This is a genomic window from Leucobacter sp. GX24907 (genome assembly GCF_053567335.1).
In genome coordinates, this window is sequence record NZ_JBSGPD010000001.1 from 555,913 (window position 1) to 577,934 (window position 22,022).

Genomic DNA, 22,022 nt, shown 5'->3' on the forward strand with positions numbered 1-22,022 from the left:
TTGATTCGCGCGACTTTCAGGGGAGTCGCAGGTGATCCTGAGCTTCGGATTTTTTCTTCGTGACTGCCACGCCAAGGAGCCCCGGAGAAAGACCCCGCCAAGTTCGAAGCGCCGCGACACGAGCAGCGCTCCGTGCGGCGATCCGAGCTGTGATCCGCGCCGCGCTCCGTGCGGCGAGGGAAGAAAAACTGATGAAAAATCGCGGGATTCGATGAGTTCTTCTACCTTCGGCGTGGTTCGCTGGCCGCAACCGACCGGTGCAGTGCCGGGCGAGACGCGGAACGGCTCTCGCCGTCGCCCTGCCGGATGGAGCCGCAGACCCCTTTTCTGGCTCACCATCGCACGCTCAGTGCTCGAAGCGGGAGGATTCAGGAACCGTCTACACCTTCAAACGCGATGTACGCCGATGCGAACCGCGATCAGCGTGTGCCGATGCGATCCGCGATCGCCGCTACCGCCGCCTGCGCCGCACGACCATCACCGTAGGGTGCAGCTTCCGTGCTCTCGGGGGCGGGGCGGGTGAGCGCCGCCGTGATCTCATCAGCGGTGTTCGCGAGCACATTCCACCCGAGCTCGATCGTCTCCACCCACTCCGTCTCGCGTCGCACCGTCGTGCACGGCACGCGCAGCAGGAAAGCCTCCTTCTGCAGGCCGCCCGAGTCGGTGACAACGCCCGCGCTGCCGAGCGCAGCGGCGATGAGCTCGGGGTAGGCGAGCGGATCACGGGTCACCAGCGCCCCCGAGTCGAGCGAGATGCCGTGCTCCTCGGCCTTCGCGCGAACGCGCGGATGCGCGAGCAGCACCACGGGCTTGTCCGCCGCGCCCAGCGCCGCGACGACCTCGCGCAGGCGATCCGGATCATTCGTATTCTCAGCCCGGTGAATCGTCGCCACGTAGTACCCGTTCGGGGCGTCGAGGTCGGCGAGCGGGTTCGGGGTTCCCCCGGCCAGCACCGCGTCGCGCACCTGGAACAGCACATCGGTCATCACGTCGCCCACGAGCACCGAACGCTCCGCGAGCCCCTCGGTCGCGAGGTGGCCCATCGCGACCTCCGTGGGTGCGAGGCACAGGTCAGCGGCGTGGTCGGTGAGCACGCGGTTGTGCTCTTCGGGCATCGCGCGGTTGAAGGATCGCAGCCCGGCCTCAAGATGCGCGACCGGATAGTGCAGCTTCACCGCGCTGACAGCTGCCGCGAGCGTCGAGTTCGTGTCGCCGTAGACGAGCACGCAGTCTGGGGTGAAGCGCTCGAGCACCTCGTCCATCTGCGCCAGCATCGCACCCGTCTGCACACCGTGCGATCCGGAGCCCACTCCCAAGTGCGCATCAGGCTCAGGAATGCCGAGATCACGGAAGAAGACATCCGACAGCATCGGGTCATAGTGCTGCCCCGTGTGTACGATGACGTGCTCGTGGCCCGCGGCGACGAGGGCCGCGGCGATGGGAGCCAGCTTGACGAATTGCGGACGGGCACCGACGACGCTCATGATCTTCACACCACCATCCTATTTCGTGCCGGACGATACGATGAGCGCTATGCGCGTGCTGGCAGTGACCCCTTGGTTCCCGAGCGAGGCGGCCCCCGGGTCGGGCGTGTTCAACCTGCGCGACGTCGAACTGTTGGCGCGAGATCACGAGGTGGCGGTCATCCACCTCATCGCCCCCTCACTCATCACCGCGCGCGAAGCCGACCTCGCGGGCGCAGGTGGCGACGAGCAGATCGCACCGAACATTCGGGTGCTCCGGGTGCCGTTCACGACGCTGCATCCTGGCCTACTGCGCGCTGCGGTGCGCAGGATCAGGGCCGAGTCGGCCCACGCCGACCTGCTGCACACGATGGCCTTTCCGGCGCTGCTGCCGGCGTCGGTCGCGCGGGTGGGTGGTGTGCGTCGTGCGGGGAGTCGTGCGGAGCGCCGTGGGCGGCTGCCCTGGGTGCACACCGAGCACTGGTCGGGGCTCGTCACCGAGGCCCCGACCCTGCGTGCCCGAGTCGGCGGCTTCGTGCTGCGCCGCGGGCTCGCGAAGCCCGACCGCGTCGTGGCGGTCGGCAGCGCGCTCGCCGCCGCGGTGAACCGATACCGCGACGACCAGACCGAGCTCATCGCGAACTACGTGCGCTGCGCCGACGAAGACGCAGTGCCCACGGTTGAGGCGCTGAGTGCCGACGGGCCGATCCGCATCGTCGGGGTCGGCGGCCTCATCTCACGCAAGGGGCCGATCGAAACAGTCGAGGCGGTGGCAAAGCTCCGTACGAGCGGGCATGATGCCCGGCTGGAATGGGCCGGCACCGGGCCGCTGGAAGCCGACGTGCTGGCCCGAGCTGAGCAGCTCGGCGTCTCAGACGCTGTCGCGCTGCTCGGCCACGTCGACCCGGAGCAGCTGCCCGAGGTTCTGCTGCGCGCCAACGTGTTCGTACTGCCGACCATCGGCGAGACCTTCGGAGTCGCAATCGCCGAGGCGCTCGGGCATGGCCTCCCGGTCGTGACGAGCGGCGAGGGCGGGCATCTCGAGTTTCTGCCGCCGCAAGCGTCGCGCATCGTTGCCCGCAGCGGTGAAGCACTCGCGGGAGCGGTGGCAGAACTCTCTGCCGATCCGGAGCGATGGAACGCCCGGGAGATCATCGCCTATGCGCGCGAGCGCTTCTCCGATGAGGCGCGCCGTGCGGCCTACCAGCAGGTCTACGAGTCGGCGCTGCCGAAGCAGTAGCGCCGAGTCGTGGTGCTGACCCGGTAGCGCCGCATCAGTAATTCGGGGCCGCCGGGAACCCGAAGTACTGCTCCATGCTGCGGTATCCCTGCTTCTTCATGTCGGTGGCGACCGGAACTCCGACGTACCGCAGGTGCCAGGGCTCGTACTGGTAGCCCACGACGTTCTGCATGCCCTTCTGGTACCGAATGATGAAGCCGTACTTGTGGGCGTGGTTGTTCAGCCATCGGCCGGCTGACGTGCCGCCGAAGCAGGTGCCCTGGCAGTACCCCGCGGCATAGACGTCGGCCGCGAAGCCCGTCTGATGCTCTGAGAAGCCGGGCCTCGCAGAATACGTATCGGCGACCTTGCGCCCATCCTGACGCACCCAGCCGTTGTAGACGGCGGACTGCGTGTTGTAGCTGCGATAGCCGCTCGACAAGGTGTAGGAATATCCCGCTCGCTTGCCACCCGTGCGCAGACGCTCCAACGCGCGTGCCGCGTCTGGCTTCAGCGGCTGCCCGTTCGCGTTCGGCACCCCCTTGGGGTACGTCAAGCTCGACGGTACGAAGCCCTTTGGGCGGAGCGGCCGCTTCTTGTTGACGATCGTCAGCGGGCTGTGCGGGTTGCTATGCGCTGCCGGGTCGATCACACGAGGATCATTCTTCCTGCACGTCGTACCCGCGAGCGCGTCTTTCGTGATGACGTAGGTGCCGCCCAGCGCGACCTTGCTGCGAGGCGCGATGCGCTTGACCTGCTTCGACACCGAAGCCGGAACGCAGTGCCGCGCGGAGAGCGCGAGAGCGGATCCGTTGGCACCGGCCACCGCTGATCCGGCCACCGCATCGGCGAAGCCGAACCCATTCGCCCAGTACACCGCGGGAGTGCCCTTCGGAAACTTCGCCAGCAGCTTCGCCGACGTCGCGAAGCGATCGGCCCCGCCGTAGCGAGGCGTTTTCGTCACCTTCGTCCCCTTCTTGAGGGCGGTCACGACCTTCGACGGGACGACACCCGAGCCGCCGACAACGTGCAGAGTGCCAGCCTTCGTGCTGCGCACCACCGTGCGCGCGGGCGTGAGCAGCTTGCCGCTGCGCTGAGGCACCAGCACGAGCGGCGCCCCGAGCCGGCTCGCGTACGGGCTCGCCGACAGCGCGTCGGCATAGCTCGTGCCGGTCGCGACGACGACATGCTTCGCCCCGCCCTTCCAGGCGTAGCTCGCGATCTTCTGGGCCGTCTCGTAGCGATCCTTGCCCTGCAGCCTGATGACGCCCTCCTTCGCGAGCGCGCGCAGTTGCTTGGCCACGGAGCCGTTCACCGCGCCCGTGCCACCGATCACGATGATGCGACTCGGCTTCAGGCGGCGAATCTCCTTCTTCGTCGACGCGGGCAGCTGCGTGCGCTGCGTGAGCAGCAGCGGCGCCTTCAACTTGGCCGCGAGCGGGCCTGCGGCCAAGGCGTCGGGGAAGTCCATGCCGGTCGCGACGACGACGGTGCGCGATCCCTTCGGATACGCGCCGCGCGAGATCGCGGCGGCAGTGGCGAAGCGGTCATCGCCCGCGTAGCGGTGCCGGCCAGACGGCGGCCGCGCGGCAGCGGCAGCTCCGACCTCGAGCCTTGCCGCTTCTCCCGGCTGGGGGATTTCGGATCGCTCGTCGTCTGTCTGGTGCTCGTCTGCTGGGGGCTCGTCGTCAGCGGGGGCGTCGTTTTGTGCGGTGCCGTTGTCTTGCGTGCCGCCGTTCTGGGTTTCGCCGTTCTGGGCAGTGCCGTCGCCGCTGGTGTCGTCGCCGGCACTGCTGCCGCCGGTCTCGTCATCACCGTCGCCACTTCCGCCAGGGGATTCGGTCGAGGATCCGGAACCATCTGACCCGTCACCGCCAACATCGCCGTTGCCGTCCTCGACACCGCCTTCGTTGACGTTGTTGTCGACCATGCCGTCGACGCGATTGCCACCGGGATCCTGACGTTGCAGATCATCCGTTGCATAAGCCGGGCTGAGCCCACTCACAATGAGCCCGAAGGCGAGAAGAACTCCTGAGATCGCGCGGCGCTGCGCAGATCTTGGTCTACTGTCGATCATGGAGTGAAAGTTAGCACGGCGAAGCCGTTTCGTCTGCTGCGACGGGTAGACTTCACCGGGTGAAGATCGCAGTAGTTGCCACCGGCAAAATCGGACTCCCGCTCGCCACCCAATACGCATCGATGGGCCATGAAGTGGTCGGCGTCGACGTGAACCGCGCGTTGGTGGACTGCATCAACCGTGGCGAAGAGCCGTTCCCCGGCGAGCACGGTCTCGCCGAGAAGCTCGCCGAACAGGTGCCAGCCGGCAAGCTGCGCGCGACCACCGAATACGCGGAAGCGATCCCGGGAGCCGACGCCGTCGTGCTCGTGGTGCCGCTGCTCGTCGACGAGGAGACCTGGCAGCCCGACTTCGGATGGATGGATGCGGCCACGCGATCCCTCGCCGAACACCTCACCCCCGGCACCCTCATCTCGTACGAGACCACTCTGCCCGTCGGCACCACCCGCGGGCGCTGGAAGCCGCTCATCGAAGAGGTCTCCGGGTTGACCGAGGGCGACGACTTCCACCTCGTGTTCTCACCCGAGCGCGTACTCACGGGTCGGGTCTACGAAGACCTCCGCAAGTACCCCAAGCTCGTCGGCGGACTGAACGAAGCCGGCACGCAGAAGGCCATCGAGTTCTACGAATCCGTGCTCACCTTCGACGAGCGCGACGATCTACCCCGCCCCAACGGAGTGTGGGACATGGGCACCGCCGAAGCCGCCGAGATGGCGAAGCTCGCCGAAACCACCTACCGCGACGTGAACATCGGCCTCGCCAACCAGTTCGCCCGCTACGCGGACACCGCCGGCATCGATGTCTACAAGGTCATCGAGGCCTGCAACTCGCAGCCTTTCAGCCACATTCACCGCCCCGGCATCGCGGTCGGCGGCCACTGCATCCCCGTCTACCCCCGTCTGTACCTCTCGACCGACCCCGACGCCGACATCGTGCGCACGGCCCGCAACTACAACGCGACCATGCCCGCCTACGTCGTCGACCGCGTCGAGCAGGTCATCGGCGACCTGAAGGGCCTGCGAGTCGTCGTGCTCGGCGCCTCCTACCGTGGCGGCGTCAAGGAGACCGCAGTCTCCGGCGTCTTCCCTACCGTCGAAGAGCTCGAGCGGCGCGGCGCCGACGTCACGGTGCACGACCCGGTCTTCTCGGATGACGAGCTCGCCGGCTACGGCTTCACCGCCCACACCATTGGGGACGCTGCCGACGTCGCGATCCTGCAAGCCGACCACGCCGAGTACCGGGAGCTCAGGCCCGCCGATTTTCCCGGCCTCCGCCTCTTCGCCGACGGCCGCAACTACACCGACGCCGCAGCCTGGGCGGGCGTGCCCCGCATCGTTATCGGGCTCGGCGCGTAGGTTCCGGGATCGGCCGGGCGCGCTCGCTGCTTCCGCGCGTAAGTTTGCCGCGCGTGGACCGCGCGCTCGCCGCGGGCGGCAGACTTTGGTGAACTTTGGTGTCGCATCCCGGCGGATGGCGCACCAAAGTTCACCAAAGTCTGGGCGGGTGCCAGTGCGCCCGCCGTGCGGGCAGCCTGGCGCGACTGCATGAATGAGAAGTGAAGGGCGGAGCTTCCGATCAAGCGCGACTGAACAATCGGCGAAATGTGCGGAAGTAGATGCTGGAAGGCACTTATCGCGGCGCATGACTTCGGGAGATCATGCTAAAAAATACCTGTGCGATGGGCACGAAGATACGCAGGTCATGTCGCCGCTCGCGGCGAAAGTCGGGGGAACACAGAATGTCTGCAGCGCGCACATGGATCACTGGGGTTACCGTTGCGGGGCTCGTCGCCACTGCGCTAGTTGCGACTGTCCCTGTTGCGACGCCCGCTATCGCTGACGAAGGTTCGTTAGATGACGTTGTGCTCTCTGAAGAGCCAGCAGAGGGCATCAGCGAGAAGTCGACCATCAGCGAAGTCGAACTGATCCCGGTTGAAGTTCCGGCGGGCTACACGGCCTCGGCTGAAGTTCCCGGACCCACTGGAGATGCGCAGCAGAAGCAACTGCGTGATGCGGATCATGACGATGCCGATGGAGCAGCGCGAGTCGATCTGGACACCGAAGTCGCTGTTATCGGTGTGACCTGGGACGTCAACGCCGCAGCCCCGACTGAAATCACCTATCGTTCACTTACTGACGGGGCCTGGTCGGAGTGGGATCAGCTCGAAGCTGCTCCGGTCGCTGATTCGGTGCCGCAAAGCAGTGGGGTGGAAGTTGATCCGACATCCTCTCAAGCCACCGAGCCTGTCTTTGTGACCGGCAGTGAGTCAGTCGAGGTTCTGGCTCTGACGAACGAAGGCGACCCGGTTGAAGGGCTCACGCTCACCGTCGTCGACCCGCGAGGCGAGGCACCGGTCGAGAACTTGCTGACCCCGGCTCCGCAGGAGAGTGACGCAGAAGTTCCGGTGCCGACGCCGGGTCAGCCTTATGGTCCTGATGCCACCGAAGAACCCGGTGAGGGTTCTCCAGACGGCGAGGATCCCTCCGTGTCGGATCCGGTGATCCCAGATGATGAGGCCGCGGAGAGGGTGGAGTCCTCAGAAGGCGCGGAATCCGATAACGTCCTTGCCGATTCTGACCTGACCGTTCGCACGAGCGCCTACTATCAGGACGAGGCGAACGTCGTCGCGGCTGCCTCGGCTGCTGGGCTGAAGATTCATCCGCGCAGCTCCTGGGGCGGCCCCGCGCACACCAAGGCCAACGGGAAGTGGGTTTCGCCGAACACGACCTACCGGGGTGCGGTGGTGCACCACACAGCAGGTCACAACAACTACACTCGCGAAGACGTTCCCGCCATCATCAAGGGCATCTACGACTACCACGTGCTTCCCTCAGTCAACTTTGGTGACGTGGGCTACCAGCTGCTGGTAGATAAGTTCGGCGGAGTCTGGGAAGGCCGCTACGGCTCCCTGTCGCGACAGCTCGTCGGGGCTCAGGCGTATGGGGCGAACTACGAAACCTTCGGTATCTCCGTGCTCGGCAACTATGAGACTGCGGCATTGCCGAAGGCTGCTCAGGACTCAACCGCGCAGGCGATCGCGTGGATGTTCAATAAATGGGGGATCACCTCGGCAACTGGCAATATCCGCGTATCAGGGGGTGACGGTCGCGGCCGCAGCGTGCCAGTGATCTCCGGCCACAGAGACATTGGTAGCGGGACCGCCTGGGCGACGGCTTGCCCGGGTAAGTACTTCTACCCGAAGCTCCCTGCGATTCGCAGTCAAGTTGCGTCGTACATGTACCCGCCGTTGTCGGGGCAGGTGAAGCGGTACTGGGACAACGACCGCTTTGGCACGGCAGCAAAGGTCGCGCTTGCCTCCCACCCGAAAGGCGCGAACACGGTGTACATCGCGAACGGCATGGACTTTCCCGACGCGCTCGCCGGCGGAACTGCCGCGGGAGTCGATGACGCCCCCGTGCTCTTGACCTTGACCAAGAGCCTGCCGGCGCAGACGGTGAGCGCACTCAAGAAGTTGAAGCCAAAGAACATCATCATTCTCGGCGGCACCGGCTCGGTGAATGGAACTGTTGCGACGCAGCTGAAGAGCTATGGCAAGGTCACCAGGTACGGAGGTGCAGACCGCTACGAGACCGCGGCCAAGGTTGCTCGAGCAAAGGCGCCAAAGGCCACCACTGTCTACATCGCGAGCGGCTCAGACTTCCCAGATGCGCTCGCAGGCGTTCCCATCGCGGGGAAGGATGCCGCTCCTCTGCTGCTGACCGGCAAGAGCTCCCTGCCTGCGGCAACGAGAGCAGAGTTGCAACGGATCAAACCTAAAAACATCGTGATCCTTGGTGGCACCGGTGTCATCAATACGAGCGTTGCGAAAGCCCTGGGGAGTTATGGGAAGGTCGTGCGGCGAGCCGACAGTGATCGTTTTGGCACCGCTGTGAAAGCGGCCCAGGCGAAGTACCCGAGCACGGTGAACACCGTGTACATCGCGAACGGCATGGACTTCCCTGATGCGCTCTCTGGTGGTCCGGCTGCGTGGAAGGGGAACTCACCGCTGCTTCTCGTGACTCAGAACGGTGTCCCTGCCCAGACCGCTGCGGCCCTCAAGCGGATGAAGCCGAAGAAGATCGTCATCCTGGGCGGTACGGGCGCGGTGAGCACGGCGAACGAGCGACGACTGGACACCTACATCACGAAGTAGGCGTCAGGTGCTGTTCGAGCGCGTGGTCGCGCGCTCGACGACGTCGCCGCGGCTAGGGAAGTTCTCGCAGGTGTCGTCTTGGTGCGGCAGAGTTTGGTGAAGTTTGGTGCGTCATCCCTCGGGATAATGCACCAAACTTCACCAAACTCTGGCCGGGTGATCCTTGGCCGGGTGATCTTTGGGCGGGTGATCTTTGGGCGGGAAACTTCTGAGCGGGTCGTCCCTCGGGCGGGCGACGTCCCGGCCAAGGGCTTACTCGGCGGCGCGGCCGTGCGATCCGTGCTGCGCGTACCGCGGATCGTTCGGGAACCGCCTCTGCGGGTTGAACGTGCGCCCGGCCCTCAGCGCTCGGTGCATGCGTCGGCGCACTGGCCGTGAAACGCCTCCGCGCCGCATCTCCCGCACCACGCGAATCGCGTAGAACAAGTATGACGCCAGATTCTCGTGGTGACGCCGGTACGACGCCTGATTGCGGGTGCCCTTTTCGAACTTCCAGATGTTCGACTCGTCGACCATGCGGTAGTTCACCCCGGCGTTGACGCCCATGTCGTGCACCACGACGCTGTCGAGCGAGACGATCCCCGAACCGTAGGCGCGCTGCAGCCGCTTGGTGAATTCCTTGTCGTCGAACCAGATGAAGTACTCGCCAAGCGGAAGCCCCTGCTCCTTCAGCGCCCAGCGCGGAATAAGCACCGAGACGAACGTGCACTCGTCGATGAGCAGCGCGTTCACACCCGCGAGGTAGGCGCGCGGCCAATCCCAGGTCGTGATCGGGTTGTTCATCTCGCAGAGCGACCCGTCGATGAACTTCACGAGCGAGCACGCGAACGGCACCTCGTAGCCGAGGTGGTGCGACGCAGTTTCGCGCTGTTCGAGCAAGATCTCGAGGGCGTCGGGTGCCGGATAGCAATCGTCATCCATGATCCAGACGAAATCAGCGCCTAGGTTATAGCCGTGAGCCATGCCGTGCTCGAACCCGCCGGCACCACCGAGGTTCTCGGACAGGTTCACGACGACAATTCGAGGATCATCGAGCCCGTCGAGGTACTCCTGCGTACCATCTGTCGACGCGTTGTTCACGATGACGACCCACTCGCAGCCGTGGGACTGAGCGAGCACGGTCTCAATGGTCTTGGGAAGCTTCGCAAGACGGTTGAACGTGACGATCACGGCGGCGACGCGCGCATCCGAACCACGGTTCGCGGCGGGGCCGGTGATGATGGGAACCGGGTGGGTGTCCGGGTGCTGTTCGTCGAATGACTCTGCCATGCGCGGGTACTCCTACCGGTCTTCGAGGGTCGACGGTTCGGTATCTGACGTGGTGCCATGCGCAGCGTGCTGGGCGCCGCCCGAGGAACGCTGCCCAGTGCTCGGGGCCGGCTGCTGCTCGGCACCAGGCGTGAGGCGTTGCCCGGCACCCGGCGGGAGCCGCTGCTCGGCACCCGGGGTGAGCTGCTGCCCGGCACCCGGGGTGAGCTGCTGCTCAACGAGATCCATGAGCTCAGCGACCCTCAGACTGTCGCGGCGATACTCGTCGAGCTCTCGTTCGAGGTTGTCGACGCGTGCCCGCAGCTCCTTCGTCGACCCGGAAGAGAGCGCGTTCAACAGGCGGCGAGCGATCCGCTTCAATCGCTGTTTCATGAGGACTCCTTGTCGGTGAAGGCCCCGCGTGACGGGGTGAAGACGGCTCCGTAGGGTGCGCGGCGCCTCTCGTGGGATGCCGGGCGGAGCTTCTGAAGCCGCACATCCATCCCGAACTCGGCGGCGCGAGCCTGCAGCACATCGGGCGCGAACCCCCAGGAAGTGGGCTCACCGGGGTCTGCGCTCAAATCTGGTGCGCCGTAGAGCGTTGCGACGGCGGATCCTCCTGAACGCAGGGCCATCCTGATGAGCCGCAGGGCATTCGGGATCGCCTGAGGCCCGAGATGGTCGATCACGTGATTGGCGACGAGGTCGAATGGTCCGTCGATGCCCGCAGACACTGGCAGGCCGAGCGAGTGCGTGCGCAGCAGGTTCACGTGCGCGAGTGCGAAGTCGGCGCCGCCGGCCTGATCGGTACTGCCGGCCCGATCTGCGCCGTCAGCACGATCAATATTGCCGCCGCGGGCAGTACTGCCGCCGCGATCGACACCGCCGGCGCGGCGCTCCGCGGCCTCACGCGCGTACACGGAGTAGTCCGCGGCGATGACTCGGCGGTCTCGACGCTCACCGGTTTTCGGGTCGCGGGCGAGCTCGGCGGAGAGCGCTCCGCTGCCGCTGCCCAGATCGATGAGCCACGGTGAGGTGAGCGTGCGTTCCTGCGCGAGGATCCACGCGGCGCCCGTGCGCCATGGCTGATCGGCGACGCCAACCCCGGCGGCACCAGCACCAGGGCCAACATCGGAATCAGAGCCAACACCGTCCTGCGCGTAGCGCTCGTTCCAGAAGTCGCGGGTGAAGTGGAAGGATCCGAACCAGTTGCGGAAGCGGCGGATCGTCGCCCGCGGTGTCGCGAGGCGGTAGCCCGGGATCGGGGTGCGCCAGTTCTCGTCGTAGTTGATGACGAGCCAGTGGCCGGGGTCAGCGGGGGCCGGAAAGGGCCGGTCTTCGATCGTGACGGTCGAGAAGGGCAGCATCTGGTCTTCGCGCATCTCGCCGCGCACGTGGAACGGCTGGTTGATGCGACCGTCTTCGGTGAAGAAGGCGGCGAAGACATCGACGTAGTGGTCGAGCTGACCGTGCTCGCCGCGGAAGTAGAGCTGCATGTGCGTCGCACTGTGCCGCACGAGTTCGTAGCCGAGGGCTTCGAGCCGATGCCCGACGCGAAAGCCCTCGAGGGCCACATCGGCGGGGTTCGTGTGCTCTGACAGGTAGGCGAGGTCGGCGTCGTCGTCGTGCGGAAGCAAGGAGTTGCTGCGCACCGCCCCGAGCAGGGTGCCGCCGACCACGAACGGGCGCAGGCCCATGCCCGTGAGGTGATCGACGAGCTCTTCGGTGCGATCCAGGATGCGCTGCTGCACCCCGGCGTTGCCGGCTTCGAGCGTCTTGCCGAGGCGCCCCCACTTGTTGATGGCGAGCGGGATCCCCTCACCGTCGACGACCCGGGTGACGGTGTCGTCGTCGCTGAACGTCGCGGTGGTGCGGGCGATCTCGCGTCCGTCGCCCGAGTCGCGCAGCACGACTTCGGTGTGCCCGCGCAGGTACGGAACGAGCGGCGCCGGCCATCGGTAGCGACCACGGATGCCGGGCGATTCGACGCTGAGATCGAGTGACCAGATGCGATCCTCACCGAAACACAGGTCGACCGATCGCACGTGCTCCGGCAGAACAGGGAGAATGACCCCTGCGGTCGTGACGGAGAAAGACATGAGCCCCTGGTGGTTCGATTCGGTTCGATCTGGTTCGGGTCGTGCCTATGTTCTCACGGAAACGTGAACGCGCTCCGAAGCACGCGACGCGACGCGTCAGCACGAAGACTCAGCCGCGCCTTACGTAGACTGATCGGTATGGATCTTCTCGTTGTCGGTTCCGGCTTCTTCGGCCTCACCATTGCAGAGCGCGCCGCGAGCGCGGGTCAGAAGGTGGTCGTGATCGATCGCCGCTCGCACATCGGCGGCAACGCCTACTCGGAGGCTGAGCCCGAGACCGGTATCGAGGTGCACCGCTACGGCGCCCACCTCTTCCACACCTCGAACGAGACCGTGTGGGAGTACGTGAACCGCTTCACGAGCTTCACCGACTACCAGCACAAGGTGTACTCGAACTTCAGGGGCGAGGTCTACCCGCTGCCGATCAACCTCGGCACGATCAACCAGTTCTTCCGCGCGGCGTACAGCCCCGACGAGGCGCGCGCCCTCATCGCCGAGCAGGCCGAGGAGTTCGACACACGCTCGGCGAAGAACCTGGAAGAGAAGGGCATCTCGCTCATCGGCCGGCCCCTCTACGAGGCTTTCATCCGCGATTACACGTCGAAGCAGTGGCAGACGCCCACGACCGAGCTGCCCGCCGAGATCATCTCGCGGCTGCCGGTTCGATACACCTACAACAACCGCTACTTCAACGACACCCACGAGGGGTTGCCGGTCGACGGCTACACGGCGTGGCTCGAGAAGATGGCCGATCACCCGAACATCGAGGTGCGGCTGAACACCGACTTCTTCGACGAGTCGCAGCCGCTCAACAAGGCGGCCGTGGTCGGCACGGTGCCGGTCGTCTATACGGGGCCCGTCGACCGCTACTTCAACTACGCCGAGGGCGAGCTGGCCTGGCGCACGCTCGACTTCGAGCAGGAGGTGCTGCCGACCGGTGACTTCCAGGGCACCAGCGTGATGAACTACGCGGGGGCCGACGTGCCGTATACGCGCATCCACGAGTTCCGCCACTTCCACCCCGAGCGCGAGTACCCGGCCGACAAGACCGTCATCATGCGCGAGTTCTCGCGCTTCGCGAGCCGCGACGACGAGCCGTACTACCCGGTGAACACGCCTGAGGATCGCGCGCGCCTCCTCAAGTACCGCGAGCTCACGGCGAGTGAAGACCGGGTGCTGTTCGGCGGCCGCCTCGGCACCTACCAGTACCTCGACATGCACATGGCCATCGGCTCTGCGCTGACGATGTACAACAACAAGCTCGCAGAGATGCTCTAGGCGCTTCGGCATGCCGGCCTGCTTCGAAGTCCTCGACGGAGGCGACGCCCTCGCGAGCTTGACCGAGCTGCAACGGGCCGAACTCGAGGCTGCTGCGGTCTACCACTCGCTGATCCACCCCGGTGCGGCGATCACCTTCCGCGTGTTCGTCGGGTCGATCTCGCAGATGCCAATTCTCGCCGATGCCCGCTGCGAGAGCGGCGCCGAGGCGACACAGCGCGAACCGCTGTTCACGCTGCAGGTGCGCAGCACTGCCGTGGGCACGGGGGTGGCGAGCGCGTACAGCCCCGAGATCGTGCGTTCGGTCAGGATCGCACACGCCGAGGCGACCCCGGCCACCACGGCGCCCGTTTCCGAATCACTGCCCCGCCGCATCTACCGCGGGATCGAGCGTCGCAGTCTGACGGGGCTCGATGTGGCCCGTGAGGCGGTGACCAGGCGCCGGGAGCGCGCGATCTCGGTGCGGATGCCGCGCTACCCGGAGGCGCCGGGCAGCGCCGAGATCACTCGGGTATCCGCAGGTGCCTTCGTCGACGACGGCACCGCGGCACAGCCTCCCGCCGGGTCTCGCCCGGCGATTCTCTTCGGCATGCACTGGTTGCAGTCGGGTGGAGCCGAGCGGTGGGCGGTCGAGACGATTGCGATTGCGAAGCGTCTGGGCTTTCTGCCGGTCGTCGTGGCCGATCAGCAGTCGGTGCACCCCTGGCTGACACGGCCGGAGCTCGACGGCTGCGTCGTGGTCATCACGACGACCGAGCTCGATCCGCCCCTCGCGCGGGCCCTGCTCGAGAACTTCGCGTTCCGCGGCATCGTGATCCACCACTGCTCCTGGCTCTATCGCTCGCTGCCCTGGATCAAGGAGCAGCGCCCGGAACTGCCCGTCATCGATTCGCTGCACACCGTCATGTACCTCGGCGGAGGCTACCCCGGCTATGCGGCGCGCTTCGACGACTTCATCGACATGCACCACGCGATCGCCCCGCGCGTCATCGAATGGTTGAGTCACGAGCAGGGCGTCGACTCCGAGAAGCTCGTCATGGCTCCGCTCGCGGGGCTCACCGTCGATGTGCAGCGCCCCTTCAAGCTGCGCGACACCGCGCAGCCCTTCGTGATCGCCTACGTCGGGCGACTCTCTCGCGAGAAACGACCGGACGTGTTTCTCGCCCTCGTGCATCGCCTGCGACGCAGTGGCTTGCCCGTGCGGGCGATCATGCAGGGCGACGGCGAGATGCACGATGTCGTCGACGGTCTCATCGCGCGCTACGCGCTCGGCGACGCCATCGAGCGTCGAGGCGAAGACGTGCCGGTCTCAGAGACCTTCGCGGAGGCCGATCTGCTCGTCATCACGTCGATGGTCGAGGGGCTCTCACTCACCACCTTCGAAGCGGTGGCGGCGGGCATTCCGGTGCTCTCAGCAAATGTCGGATCGCAGCGCACCATCGTGCAGAGCGATATGCTGCTGTCGCGCCCGACCCGCGAATTCGTACGCGAAGCGGAGGAGCGGATCCAGAAGCTTCTGAGTTCTGAGCGCGTGCGCGAGCAGGCGTGGGAGACGCAGCGGTCGCGCATCGCCGAGTTCTCCCGGATTCCGGGTGCCGACCAATTCGTGAAGGAGCTCTTCGAACAATGGCAGGAGTAGCCGCGGTCATCGTGACCTTCAATCGGCTCGAGAAGCTGAAGCGGGTCATCGCCTCCGTCGAGTCGCAGACGCTGCAGCCGAGCAGCATGGTGATCGTCGACAACGCGTCGACCGATGGCACCCGCGAGTTCCTCGCCGAGCTGACGAGTGAGATTCCGCTCGAGATCGTCGCGTTGCCCACGAACACCGGTGGTGCCGGCGGCTTCTCCGCGGGCATGCGCCGCGCGTACGAGATCGGCGCCGACCACGTGTGGATCATGGACGACGACGGCTACCCGGCGCCCCCCGCGCTCGAACGGCTCGTCTCCGGGATCGACGCGACGAGCGCCGCGCTCGACGCCCGAGTGCCCTTCGCCTGCTCGGTCGTGCTCTTCACCGACGGTGAGATCTGCGAGATGAATAATCCCACCCCCACCTGGGACTGGGGGCGCCTGCTCGTCAAGGGCTTCGACGCGGTGCTCGTGACCCAGTGCTCGTTCGTGTCGGTGCTGATTCCGCGGTGGGTGCTCGAAGCGCACGGCCTGCCGTTCAAGGAGTACTTCATCTGGTTCGACGACGCCGAATACACCCTGCGCATCGCGAAAGAAACGCCAGGCGTGCAGATTCTCGACAGCATCACCGTGCACGACATGGGTGAGAACAAGGGCGTCAACTACGGCCACATCGACGAGCAGAACGCCTGGAAGTTCGAGTACGGCGTGCGCAACCAGGCCTCGTACCAGCGACACCACCGCTCGCTGCCGCATTTCATGGTGTTTGCCGCCCAGGTGATCGTGGGCATGCGACGCGGCGGGGTGCCGCGGAAGCTGCGTCGGCGCATGTACCGGAAGCTGTGGCAGGGGTTCCGCTTCAACCCGCGGATCGATCGAGTCGCCTGAGCGTCTCGTCGAGGCGCTCCTCGAGCAAGGGCGCGAGGGTCGCCGAGTAGCGACGTGACACGTGGTCGTCATCGTAGAAGACGGGCAGCCCGCCGACGACGCCCGAACAGGTGCCGTCGAGGCAGAAGCCATCTGAGAGGTCGACGCTGCTCACCGCAGCGTTGTCGAAGAGTTCGGCGGCTTCGACCATCGGATCCGCCCGCAGCACCTCTGAGGCCGGCGCCGTGCACCCTGCGGTTTCTCCGCCCTGGCGTTCGACGCAGGCAGCTCCGATCGCTTGCCCCGCCGTCGGGGCGTCACGGATGACGACGACCTCTGCACCGTGCGCCGCCCATGCGCCGAGCGAGTCGGGGAAGGCGCGGGCGAGCTGCTCCGGCTGGGAATCACCGCTGCCATCGTCGACGACCTCCGTCGACGCGAAGTTCGAGACCAGCACGAGGTCTGGGGCATCCTGCAGAATGCGCGCCGAGATCTGCTCACTCCAGTCGAGGCAGGCTTCGCGCTTCGCCTGAGGGGTGTCTTCGCCGAAGGACTGCGCGAGCGGCACGTTCACGGTGGGGCAGCCGCCGTGCATGCCGCTCATCACCCGCCATCCGCGCTCACGGCCCAGCTCGTAGACGGCGGCCTTCCAGTGCTCTGCGTGCGAGTCGCCGACCAGCCAGACATCGAGCGGGTCGGTGGCTGCTTCACCCGAATCGGCTTCACCGTCTGCATCGGTGCCGTCGTCAGTGCTGCCCGCGCCTGCGCCGTCACCCGCCGCGGTGCCCGGCTCCGAGGTGTTCGGCGCCGAGAAGTCGCAGCTGGTGAGCGTCGGTCGCTCATCGACGAGAACCTGCTCGCCGTGCGGCAGCAGGGCGCACTCCTCGGGTGCGAACCAGGGGGTGTCGTCGGGCCCGCGCGGTGGCACCTCTGCCGGGCCGAACGGATTCCCGCAGTCGGCGGCTGCCGCGCTGATCAGCGCCGCGGCGCCGTAGCATCCCGAGTTCTGCAGAGCCTCGAGCCTGGCCGTCTCCCGCGCGATCGCCCCGTGGGAGGTGACGATCGCCGCGCCCGCCAACAGGCCGACCACGACGATCGAGGCGCCTGCGGCGAGCAGTGTGCGGCGCGGGCGCGCGTGTACGAAGAGTCGGGTGCGGCCCGGATCCTCCACCACATGCTTCGTGAGCGCCGCCAGCGCGAACGACACGAGAATCAGCACGACCCGGTCGGGGGTCGTCGTCTCACGCCCCAAGACGAACGGGACGATGACGATGAGCGGCCAGTGCCAGAGATAGAGCGAGTACGAGATGTCGCCCGTGTACTGCACCGGTCGCCAGTGCAGCAGCCGGGCCGGCGACCACTTCGGCGTCTTCGGGCCGCACGCGATCACGAGCACCGTTCCGACGACGGGCACGATCGCCCAGGGCCCGGGGAACGCGGTGCTCTCGGTGAATCGCAGGGCAGATGCGGCGATCAGCGCGTAGCCGAGCAGCTGACCGATGCCTGCCAGGGTGGCTCCGCCGGGCATGGCCTCGATGCGGCGGGCGATCCCTCCGGCGAGCACGGCGAGCGCGGCCCCGGCCATGAACTCCCACACGCGTCCGAACGTGTTGAAGTACGCGGCGCTGCGGGCGACCTCGGTCATCCAGCACGCGAAGAGGAACGATGCCAGACCGATCGCGAGCATGCCCAGTGCCAGCGGACGATTGCCGACGGCGCCCAGGTGCAGGTGGCCGGTGTGCGGGTGCGAGGATCCCGTCGCCTGCCGCGTACCACCGGTGTGCTGCGTCTGGCCGACAGCTCGCGGCAGCGTGCGCCGCCGCCCGACCGTGCGGCTGAGCACCCAGATCAGCGCGATCAGGGTGATCGGCCACAGCAGATAGAACTGCTCCTCGACCGACAGCGACCAGTAGTGCTGCACCGGGGTCGCGGCATCGCCGCGCGCCGAGTAGTCGACCGCGCTCGCCGTCAGCAGCCAGTTCTCGAAATAGGCGGAGGCCGCGAAGATCTCGCGGGCGATGCGCTCCCACTGGTTCGCGGGCAGCCAGATGATCGCGCCGACGAGCGAGACGAGTGACACGAGCAGCGCGGCCGGCAACAGCCGTCGGGCCCTGCGCGCGGTGAAGCGGGGGAGCGACACACGGCCGGTGCGAGCGACCTCCGAGAGCAGGTGCGCGGTGATGAGAAACCCGGAGATGATGAAGAACACGTCGACGCCGATGTAGCCGCCCGGCAGGTGCGTCGGCCAGAAGTGATTCAGCAGCACCAACCCGACCGCGATCGCGCGCAGAGCCTGCACATCGCGACGTGTTGTGCGGGGGCGCCGTGCGGGCTCGCTCACGAGACGCGCAGCCGGTCCGCGATCTGCCAGATCGCTACGGTGAGCTGCGGTACGGCGGCGGCGATCTCGCGCAAGACCTCGAACTCGTACCGGTCGGCGTTGAGACGATGGGTTTCCGCCTCTGGGCCCGATGAGCGCGCAGCCATGCGGGTCAACGCGAACTCGGCGAGACGGCCGCGATCCTCCATGATCTCATCGCGCAGCGACAGCACGACGAGCTCATCGACCGACGGAAGCTCGGTGATCGATGCGGCAGGATCCTCACCCAGTCGACCACGATGCTCGAGCAGCGCGTCGCGCTCGATACGAGCCTCGGCGCGCAGCCGAATCAGGCGCTCTGTCGTCATGGTGGTCACCGGGACACGGTAGCAGCAGCGACAGAGGATCAGGTCCTGCGCAGCGGGTCAGGCGCGGGTGTGCGGCAGATCAGGTGCGGGGAATCGGTACCCGACGCCAGGGCTGCTTGCGCGGCTCGGCATCGTTCGATGGCAATGCGAAATCGAAGCGTGATTTCACGGCGAAGATCACGAGCAGCAGCCAGCCCCACTCGATGAGCAGCCGGCTCTCGGTGAGCGACTGGAGCACGAGCGCGACCATCACGAGCAGCGGCCACAGCGCACTGGTCGCGTAGGGCAGCGCGGGCCCGGGGCCGCGGCGCGGCGGATCGACCGCGCGGAACCACACGCGCCACAACGTCAGCACGACGAGCGGCGCGAAGACGAGCACACCGACAATGCCCAGCTGGAACCACACATCGAGCCATGCGTTGTGCGCGCTCGGCACCGGGAGCCCGGCCTTGGTGTCGATGCTGTCGAACGGCGGAATCCACGTCGGCCAGTAGCTCACCCAGCCCCACCCGAACCACGGGCGCTGCTCGGCGAGCGAGATGACGGCCTCCCAGGTCTCGGTGCGTCCGGTCATCGTGCCGCTCTTGCCGAGCAGGCCGAAGACGAAGCTGCGGGCGAAGAGCACCGTCGCGACACCGGCGACCACGATCGCTGTTGCGACGACGTAGAGCGGAACGCGGCGCTCCGGGCCCAGACGCCTGGCCCACAGCGCCAGCCCCAAAGCCAGAGCGACGGCGAGCAGTGACACCCAGACCGTGGCGCTGCGCGTGAGCACGAGCGTCACCGCAGCGATCGCGACCCAGAACCAGCCGGTGAACGGCCGCACGAGCCCCGCACGCAGCTGCACCGCGAACACGATGAGCGCGATCAGGGCGAGGAATCCGAGAATCACCGAACTGCCGACGATGCCCTGGATCATGCCGCCCTCGAACAGCAGGTCGCGGCTCCAGTAGAGCAGCTTCGAAGCGGCCTCCTCACCCGGTGCCGGCTGCTCGTACCACCACGGCAGCACCGGGTGCCCGACGAACGTCGACACCCAGAGTTCGAACAGCAACGAGATCGCGAGCAGGTATCGCAGCGCACTCGCGAGCGTGCGCAGCAGTTCATGCCAGGTCAGCACGAAGGCGAGCACTACCGCGATGGCGGTCGTGACCAGCTGCGCGGTGACTCCGATCGCGCTCCACGCCGTGTACTGCGACCACGCGATCGACAGCGCGGCGAGGGCGAGGAACCAGTACAGCGGCGACGGCAGCCGATACCAGCGGAAGCGCTCCGGCTTCAGGTGCGCGAAGATCACTGCGCCGATCACGAGGAGCACGATCACGCCGGCGAAGAAGCCCCACAGATGCAGCAGGTTGCGCACCCCGTTGGCTCCCAGCGCGTAGACGAATACGACGATCGCGTACGCGCTCACACCGAGCCTGGTTCTGCTCTCTGCCATAGTCGGTATGGTAGGGCATGGCGCCCTTCCGCCCAGCCGAGAGAGGCGGAGATCGCGCCGGTCTGGAGCCAGGTGCTGATCTTCATCGAGAACACCCCGCGCAGCTATGTGTGGGGATCGCGCGATGCGCTGCCGCACATGCTCGGCACCGCCGAAACCGGTGAACCTCAGGCAGAGCTCTGGCTCGGCGCGCACCCCGAATCGCCGGCGCACCTCGCGCACTCCGGGTCGGGGCGGCGCACCCTCATCGACCTCATCGAGAGCGATCCCGAACGCTACGGTGTCGACGGCGGGCGACTTCCCTTCCTGCTCAAGGTGCTCGCCATCGGTGCGCCGCTGTCGCTGCAGGTGCATCCCGACGCCGAGCAGGCTGCCGCCGGATTCGCGGCGGAGGAGGCAGCCGGCATCGCGCGCGATGCCCCGGAGCGCAACTACGGCGACTCGTGCCACAAGCCCGAACTGCTCGTCGCACTCGGCGACGTGACCGCGCTGTGCGGTTTCCGATCGCTCGACGACACCCGGCGCGACTTCAAACGACTCTCGAAGGCCCTGCCCGAAGGAGCCTCGCGCGACGCGCTCGCCGCCGCGCGCAAGCGGTTGAAGGGTGGGGATCCCGAACAGTTGCGACGGGAATTCCTGGAATGGGCACTCGGAGAGGATCCCTCGGTGACGGCGACGGTGCGCGCCGTGGTGGCGGCCGTTGGGGCGCTCGAGACCACGTCGTCCGAAGGGGAGGAAGTGGAAGCGCTGCGTCTCTGGGCGCTGCGGAGCCTTTCGGCAGCCCATCCCGATGACCCCGGCATCCTGATCTCCCTGCTCTTGCATCTCGTGCGGCTCGCGCCGGGAGAGGCCGTGTATCTCGGCGCCCGTCAATTGCACGCCTACCTCGGCGGCATCGCCGTCGAGGTGATGGCGGCCTCCGACAACGTGCTGCGCGCCGGGCTCACCCAGAAGCACGTCGACCGTGCGGAACTGCTGCGCATCGTCGACACCACCGAACTGGAGGATCCTCGCTTCCCGGCCGAGCAACTCGCGCCGGGGCTCCTCGCCTGGCAGCCGGGGGTGCCCGATTTCCGGCTGATGCGTGCGCGGCTGCACGAGCCCGACGACGAAGTATTCCCCCACGCCGGCAGTGCTGAGCAGGTGCGTGTCTCGGTGTCATGCCCGACGGTGCTCATCGCGACATCGGGTCGAATGCGGGTCGAACGGGTCGATGCGGAGCTGGCGGAAGTCGCGATTGTGGGCCGGGGGCAGTCGCTCTACGTATCGGCCGGAGGAGACATTCGTGTGAGGGGAACCGGCGAGATGTTTCTCGCCACTGTGGGTGAGGGCTTCCAGACACGCCGCGAGGAGATCACCCTCAAGTAATGCTTGAGGGTTTAGACTTCCCGGCTTGACTTGAACGAATCACAACGGTGTAATTGTCGGAGACGTCGCAGCCGCGACGTGGACGACAAACGGAGAAACGGGGAGCGCAGAGTGCATCACGACAGCGCCGAGTCCCGAGTTCCGGGCGATTGGTTCGTTGATCCGGTATTCCTCGGAGTTCCTGGAGTACGACGCGACGATGACGACGCAGCGCTCTCCTGGCAGGCGGACGCACTGTGCGCCCAAACCGACCCCGAAGCCTTCTTTCCTGAGAAGGGCGGGTCTACCCGCGAAGCCAAGCGCATCTGCGAAGGCTGTGAAGTTCGCTCAGAGTGCCTCGAGTACGCGCTCGAGAACGACGAGCGTTTCGGAATCTGGGGTGGCCTTTCCGAGCGCGAGCGCCGCAAGCTGCGCCGCGAAGCGATGTAACACACCCTCCTTGCGGGTCTCTACGGCATGGCGCCAGCCGCCTGCCAGATCGCGCCCCTATGC

At 66.7% G+C, this 22,022-nt stretch carries 16 protein-coding genes; 8 read left to right on the plus strand and 8 right to left on the minus strand.

The features are described from left to right. Positions 1 to 419 precede the first annotated feature (419 nt). Positions 420 to 1,493 carry a non-hydrolyzing UDP-N-acetylglucosamine 2-epimerase gene (gene wecB / locus ACUYV6_RS02595; protein ID WP_449277081.1) on the minus strand — a complete coding sequence of 358 codons (1,074 nt, stop codon included), beginning with the start codon at positions 1,491 to 1,493 and terminating at the stop codon, positions 420 to 422. 40 nt (positions 1,494 to 1,533) lie between these two features. On the opposite strand from wecB, the gene ACUYV6_RS02600 reads away from it, so the two are divergent. After that, the gene (locus tag ACUYV6_RS02600; RefSeq protein ID WP_449277082.1) at positions 1,534 to 2,703 is read left to right on the plus strand and encodes a glycosyltransferase; all 1,170 of its coding nucleotides are present in this window, start codon (positions 1,534 to 1,536) and stop codon (positions 2,701 to 2,703) included. 34 nt (positions 2,704 to 2,737) lie between these two features. Here ACUYV6_RS02600 and ACUYV6_RS02605 read toward each other — a convergent pair whose 3' ends face one another. Beyond that, the gene (locus ACUYV6_RS02605; protein ID WP_449277083.1) at positions 2,738 to 4,759 is read right to left on the minus strand and encodes a cell wall-binding repeat-containing protein; all 2,022 of its coding nucleotides are present in this window, start codon (positions 4,757 to 4,759) and stop codon (positions 2,738 to 2,740) included. Between the two features lie 59 nt (positions 4,760 to 4,818). Here ACUYV6_RS02605 and ACUYV6_RS02610 point away from each other — a divergent pair, with 59 nt between their 5' ends. Both ACUYV6_RS02610 and ACUYV6_RS02615 read left to right on the plus strand, forming a co-directional pair. Then, entirely contained in the window at positions 4,819 to 6,114 is a 1,296-nt protein-coding gene (locus ACUYV6_RS02610; protein WP_449277084.1) for a nucleotide sugar dehydrogenase, read from the plus strand. Between the two features lie 383 nt (positions 6,115 to 6,497). After that, the gene (locus ACUYV6_RS02615) at positions 6,498 to 8,912 is read left to right on the plus strand and encodes a cell wall-binding repeat-containing protein (protein ID WP_449277085.1); all 2,415 of its coding nucleotides are present in this window, start codon (positions 6,498 to 6,500) and stop codon (positions 8,910 to 8,912) included. A 252-nt stretch (positions 8,913 to 9,164) separates the two neighbouring features. Here ACUYV6_RS02615 and ACUYV6_RS02620 read toward each other — a convergent pair whose 3' ends face one another. Genes ACUYV6_RS02620 through ACUYV6_RS02630 form a run of 3 tightly spaced genes read right to left on the minus strand, consistent with a single transcriptional unit; the run spans position 9,165 to position 12,259 of the window. After that, positions 9,165 to 10,181: a glycosyltransferase family 2 protein gene (locus ACUYV6_RS02620; RefSeq protein WP_449277086.1), complete on the minus strand. Its 1,017-nt coding sequence runs from the start codon at positions 10,179 to 10,181 to the stop codon at positions 9,165 to 9,167. 12 nt (positions 10,182 to 10,193) lie between these two features. Further along, positions 10,194 to 10,553: a DUF6752 domain-containing protein gene (locus ACUYV6_RS02625; protein ID WP_449277087.1), complete on the minus strand. Its 360-nt coding sequence runs from the start codon at positions 10,551 to 10,553 to the stop codon at positions 10,194 to 10,196. Then, on the minus strand, positions 10,550 to 12,259 hold the full coding sequence (locus ACUYV6_RS02630) for a hypothetical protein (protein WP_449277088.1): 1,710 nt from the start codon (positions 12,257 to 12,259) through the stop codon (positions 10,550 to 10,552). The genes ACUYV6_RS02625 and ACUYV6_RS02630 overlap by 4 nt, the downstream gene beginning before the upstream one ends. 138 nt (positions 12,260 to 12,397) lie before the next feature. On the opposite strand from ACUYV6_RS02630, the gene glf reads away from it, so the two are divergent. The 3 genes from glf to ACUYV6_RS02645 are packed head-to-tail and all read left to right on the plus strand — an operon-like array spanning position 12,398 to position 16,054. Beyond that, positions 12,398 to 13,537: a UDP-galactopyranose mutase gene (glf, locus tag ACUYV6_RS02635; RefSeq protein ID WP_449277089.1), complete on the plus strand. Its 1,140-nt coding sequence runs from the start codon at positions 12,398 to 12,400 to the stop codon at positions 13,535 to 13,537. Between the two features lie 10 nt (positions 13,538 to 13,547). Continuing rightward, positions 13,548 to 15,176: a glycosyltransferase gene (locus ACUYV6_RS02640; RefSeq protein WP_449277090.1), complete on the plus strand. Its 1,629-nt coding sequence runs from the start codon at positions 13,548 to 13,550 to the stop codon at positions 15,174 to 15,176. Next, on the plus strand, positions 15,164 to 16,054 hold the full coding sequence (locus tag ACUYV6_RS02645) for a glycosyltransferase family 2 protein (RefSeq protein WP_449277091.1): 891 nt from the start codon (positions 15,164 to 15,166) through the stop codon (positions 16,052 to 16,054). Before ACUYV6_RS02640 ends, ACUYV6_RS02645 begins: the two co-directional genes overlap by 13 nt. On the opposite strand, the gene ACUYV6_RS02650 is transcribed toward ACUYV6_RS02645, so the two are convergent. From ACUYV6_RS02650 to ACUYV6_RS02660, 3 genes are all read right to left on the minus strand, one after another. Beyond that, a complete protein-coding gene (locus tag ACUYV6_RS02650; RefSeq protein ID WP_449277092.1) occupies positions 16,026 to 18,374 on the minus strand; it encodes an acyltransferase family protein in 2,349 nt (782 codons plus the stop codon). The two genes, ACUYV6_RS02645 and ACUYV6_RS02650, sit on opposite strands and share 29 nt — an antisense overlap. Next, positions 18,371 to 18,721, minus strand: a complete 351-nt coding sequence (locus tag ACUYV6_RS02655; protein WP_449277147.1) for a hypothetical protein — start codon at positions 18,719 to 18,721, stop codon at positions 18,371 to 18,373. The genes ACUYV6_RS02650 and ACUYV6_RS02655 overlap by 4 nt, the downstream gene beginning before the upstream one ends. 79 nt (positions 18,722 to 18,800) lie before the next feature. After that, positions 18,801 to 20,162: an O-antigen ligase family protein gene (locus tag ACUYV6_RS02660; protein WP_449277093.1), complete on the minus strand. Its 1,362-nt coding sequence runs from the start codon at positions 20,160 to 20,162 to the stop codon at positions 18,801 to 18,803. A gap of 72 nt (positions 20,163 to 20,234) precedes the next feature. Here ACUYV6_RS02660 and manA point away from each other — a divergent pair, with 72 nt between their 5' ends. Both manA and ACUYV6_RS02670 read left to right on the plus strand, forming a co-directional pair. Beyond that, entirely contained in the window at positions 20,235 to 21,530 is a 1,296-nt protein-coding gene (manA, locus tag ACUYV6_RS02665; protein ID WP_449277094.1) for a mannose-6-phosphate isomerase, class I, read from the plus strand. Between the two features lie 111 nt (positions 21,531 to 21,641). Then, on the plus strand, positions 21,642 to 21,959 hold the full coding sequence (locus tag ACUYV6_RS02670; protein WP_449277095.1) for a WhiB family transcriptional regulator: 318 nt from the start codon (positions 21,642 to 21,644) through the stop codon (positions 21,957 to 21,959). Positions 21,960 to 22,022: the final 63 nt, after the last annotated feature.

What these genes read in the sequence shown, in the direction of transcription:
- ACUYV6_RS02600 (WP_449277082.1), top strand. Translation starts at nt 1,534, where the DNA reads ATGCGCGTGCTGGCAGTGACCCCTTGGTTCCCGAGCGAGGCGGCCCCC.
- ACUYV6_RS02605 (WP_449277083.1), bottom strand. Translation starts at nt 4,759, where the DNA reads ATGATCGACAGTAGACCAAGATCTGCGCAGCGCCGCGCGATCTCAGGA.
- ACUYV6_RS02615 (WP_449277085.1), top strand. Translation starts at nt 6,498, where the DNA reads ATGTCTGCAGCGCGCACATGGATCACTGGGGTTACCGTTGCGGGGCTC.
- ACUYV6_RS02620 (WP_449277086.1), bottom strand. Translation starts at nt 10,181, where the DNA reads ATGGCAGAGTCATTCGACGAACAGCACCCGGACACCCACCCGGTTCCC.
- ACUYV6_RS02625 (WP_449277087.1), bottom strand. Translation starts at nt 10,553, where the DNA reads ATGAAACAGCGATTGAAGCGGATCGCTCGCCGCCTGTTGAACGCGCTC.
- ACUYV6_RS02630 (WP_449277088.1), bottom strand. Translation starts at nt 12,259, where the DNA reads ATGTCTTTCTCCGTCACGACCGCAGGGGTCATTCTCCCTGTTCTGCCG.
- glf (WP_449277089.1), top strand. Translation starts at nt 12,398, where the DNA reads ATGGATCTTCTCGTTGTCGGTTCCGGCTTCTTCGGCCTCACCATTGCA.
- ACUYV6_RS02640 (WP_449277090.1), top strand. Translation starts at nt 13,548, where the DNA reads ATGCCGGCCTGCTTCGAAGTCCTCGACGGAGGCGACGCCCTCGCGAGC.
- ACUYV6_RS02645 (WP_449277091.1), top strand. Translation starts at nt 15,164, where the DNA reads ATGGCAGGAGTAGCCGCGGTCATCGTGACCTTCAATCGGCTCGAGAAG.
- ACUYV6_RS02655 (WP_449277147.1), bottom strand. Translation starts at nt 18,721, where the DNA reads ATGACGACAGAGCGCCTGATTCGGCTGCGCGCCGAGGCTCGTATCGAG.
- ACUYV6_RS02660 (WP_449277093.1), bottom strand. Translation starts at nt 20,162, where the DNA reads ATGGCAGAGAGCAGAACCAGGCTCGGTGTGAGCGCGTACGCGATCGTC.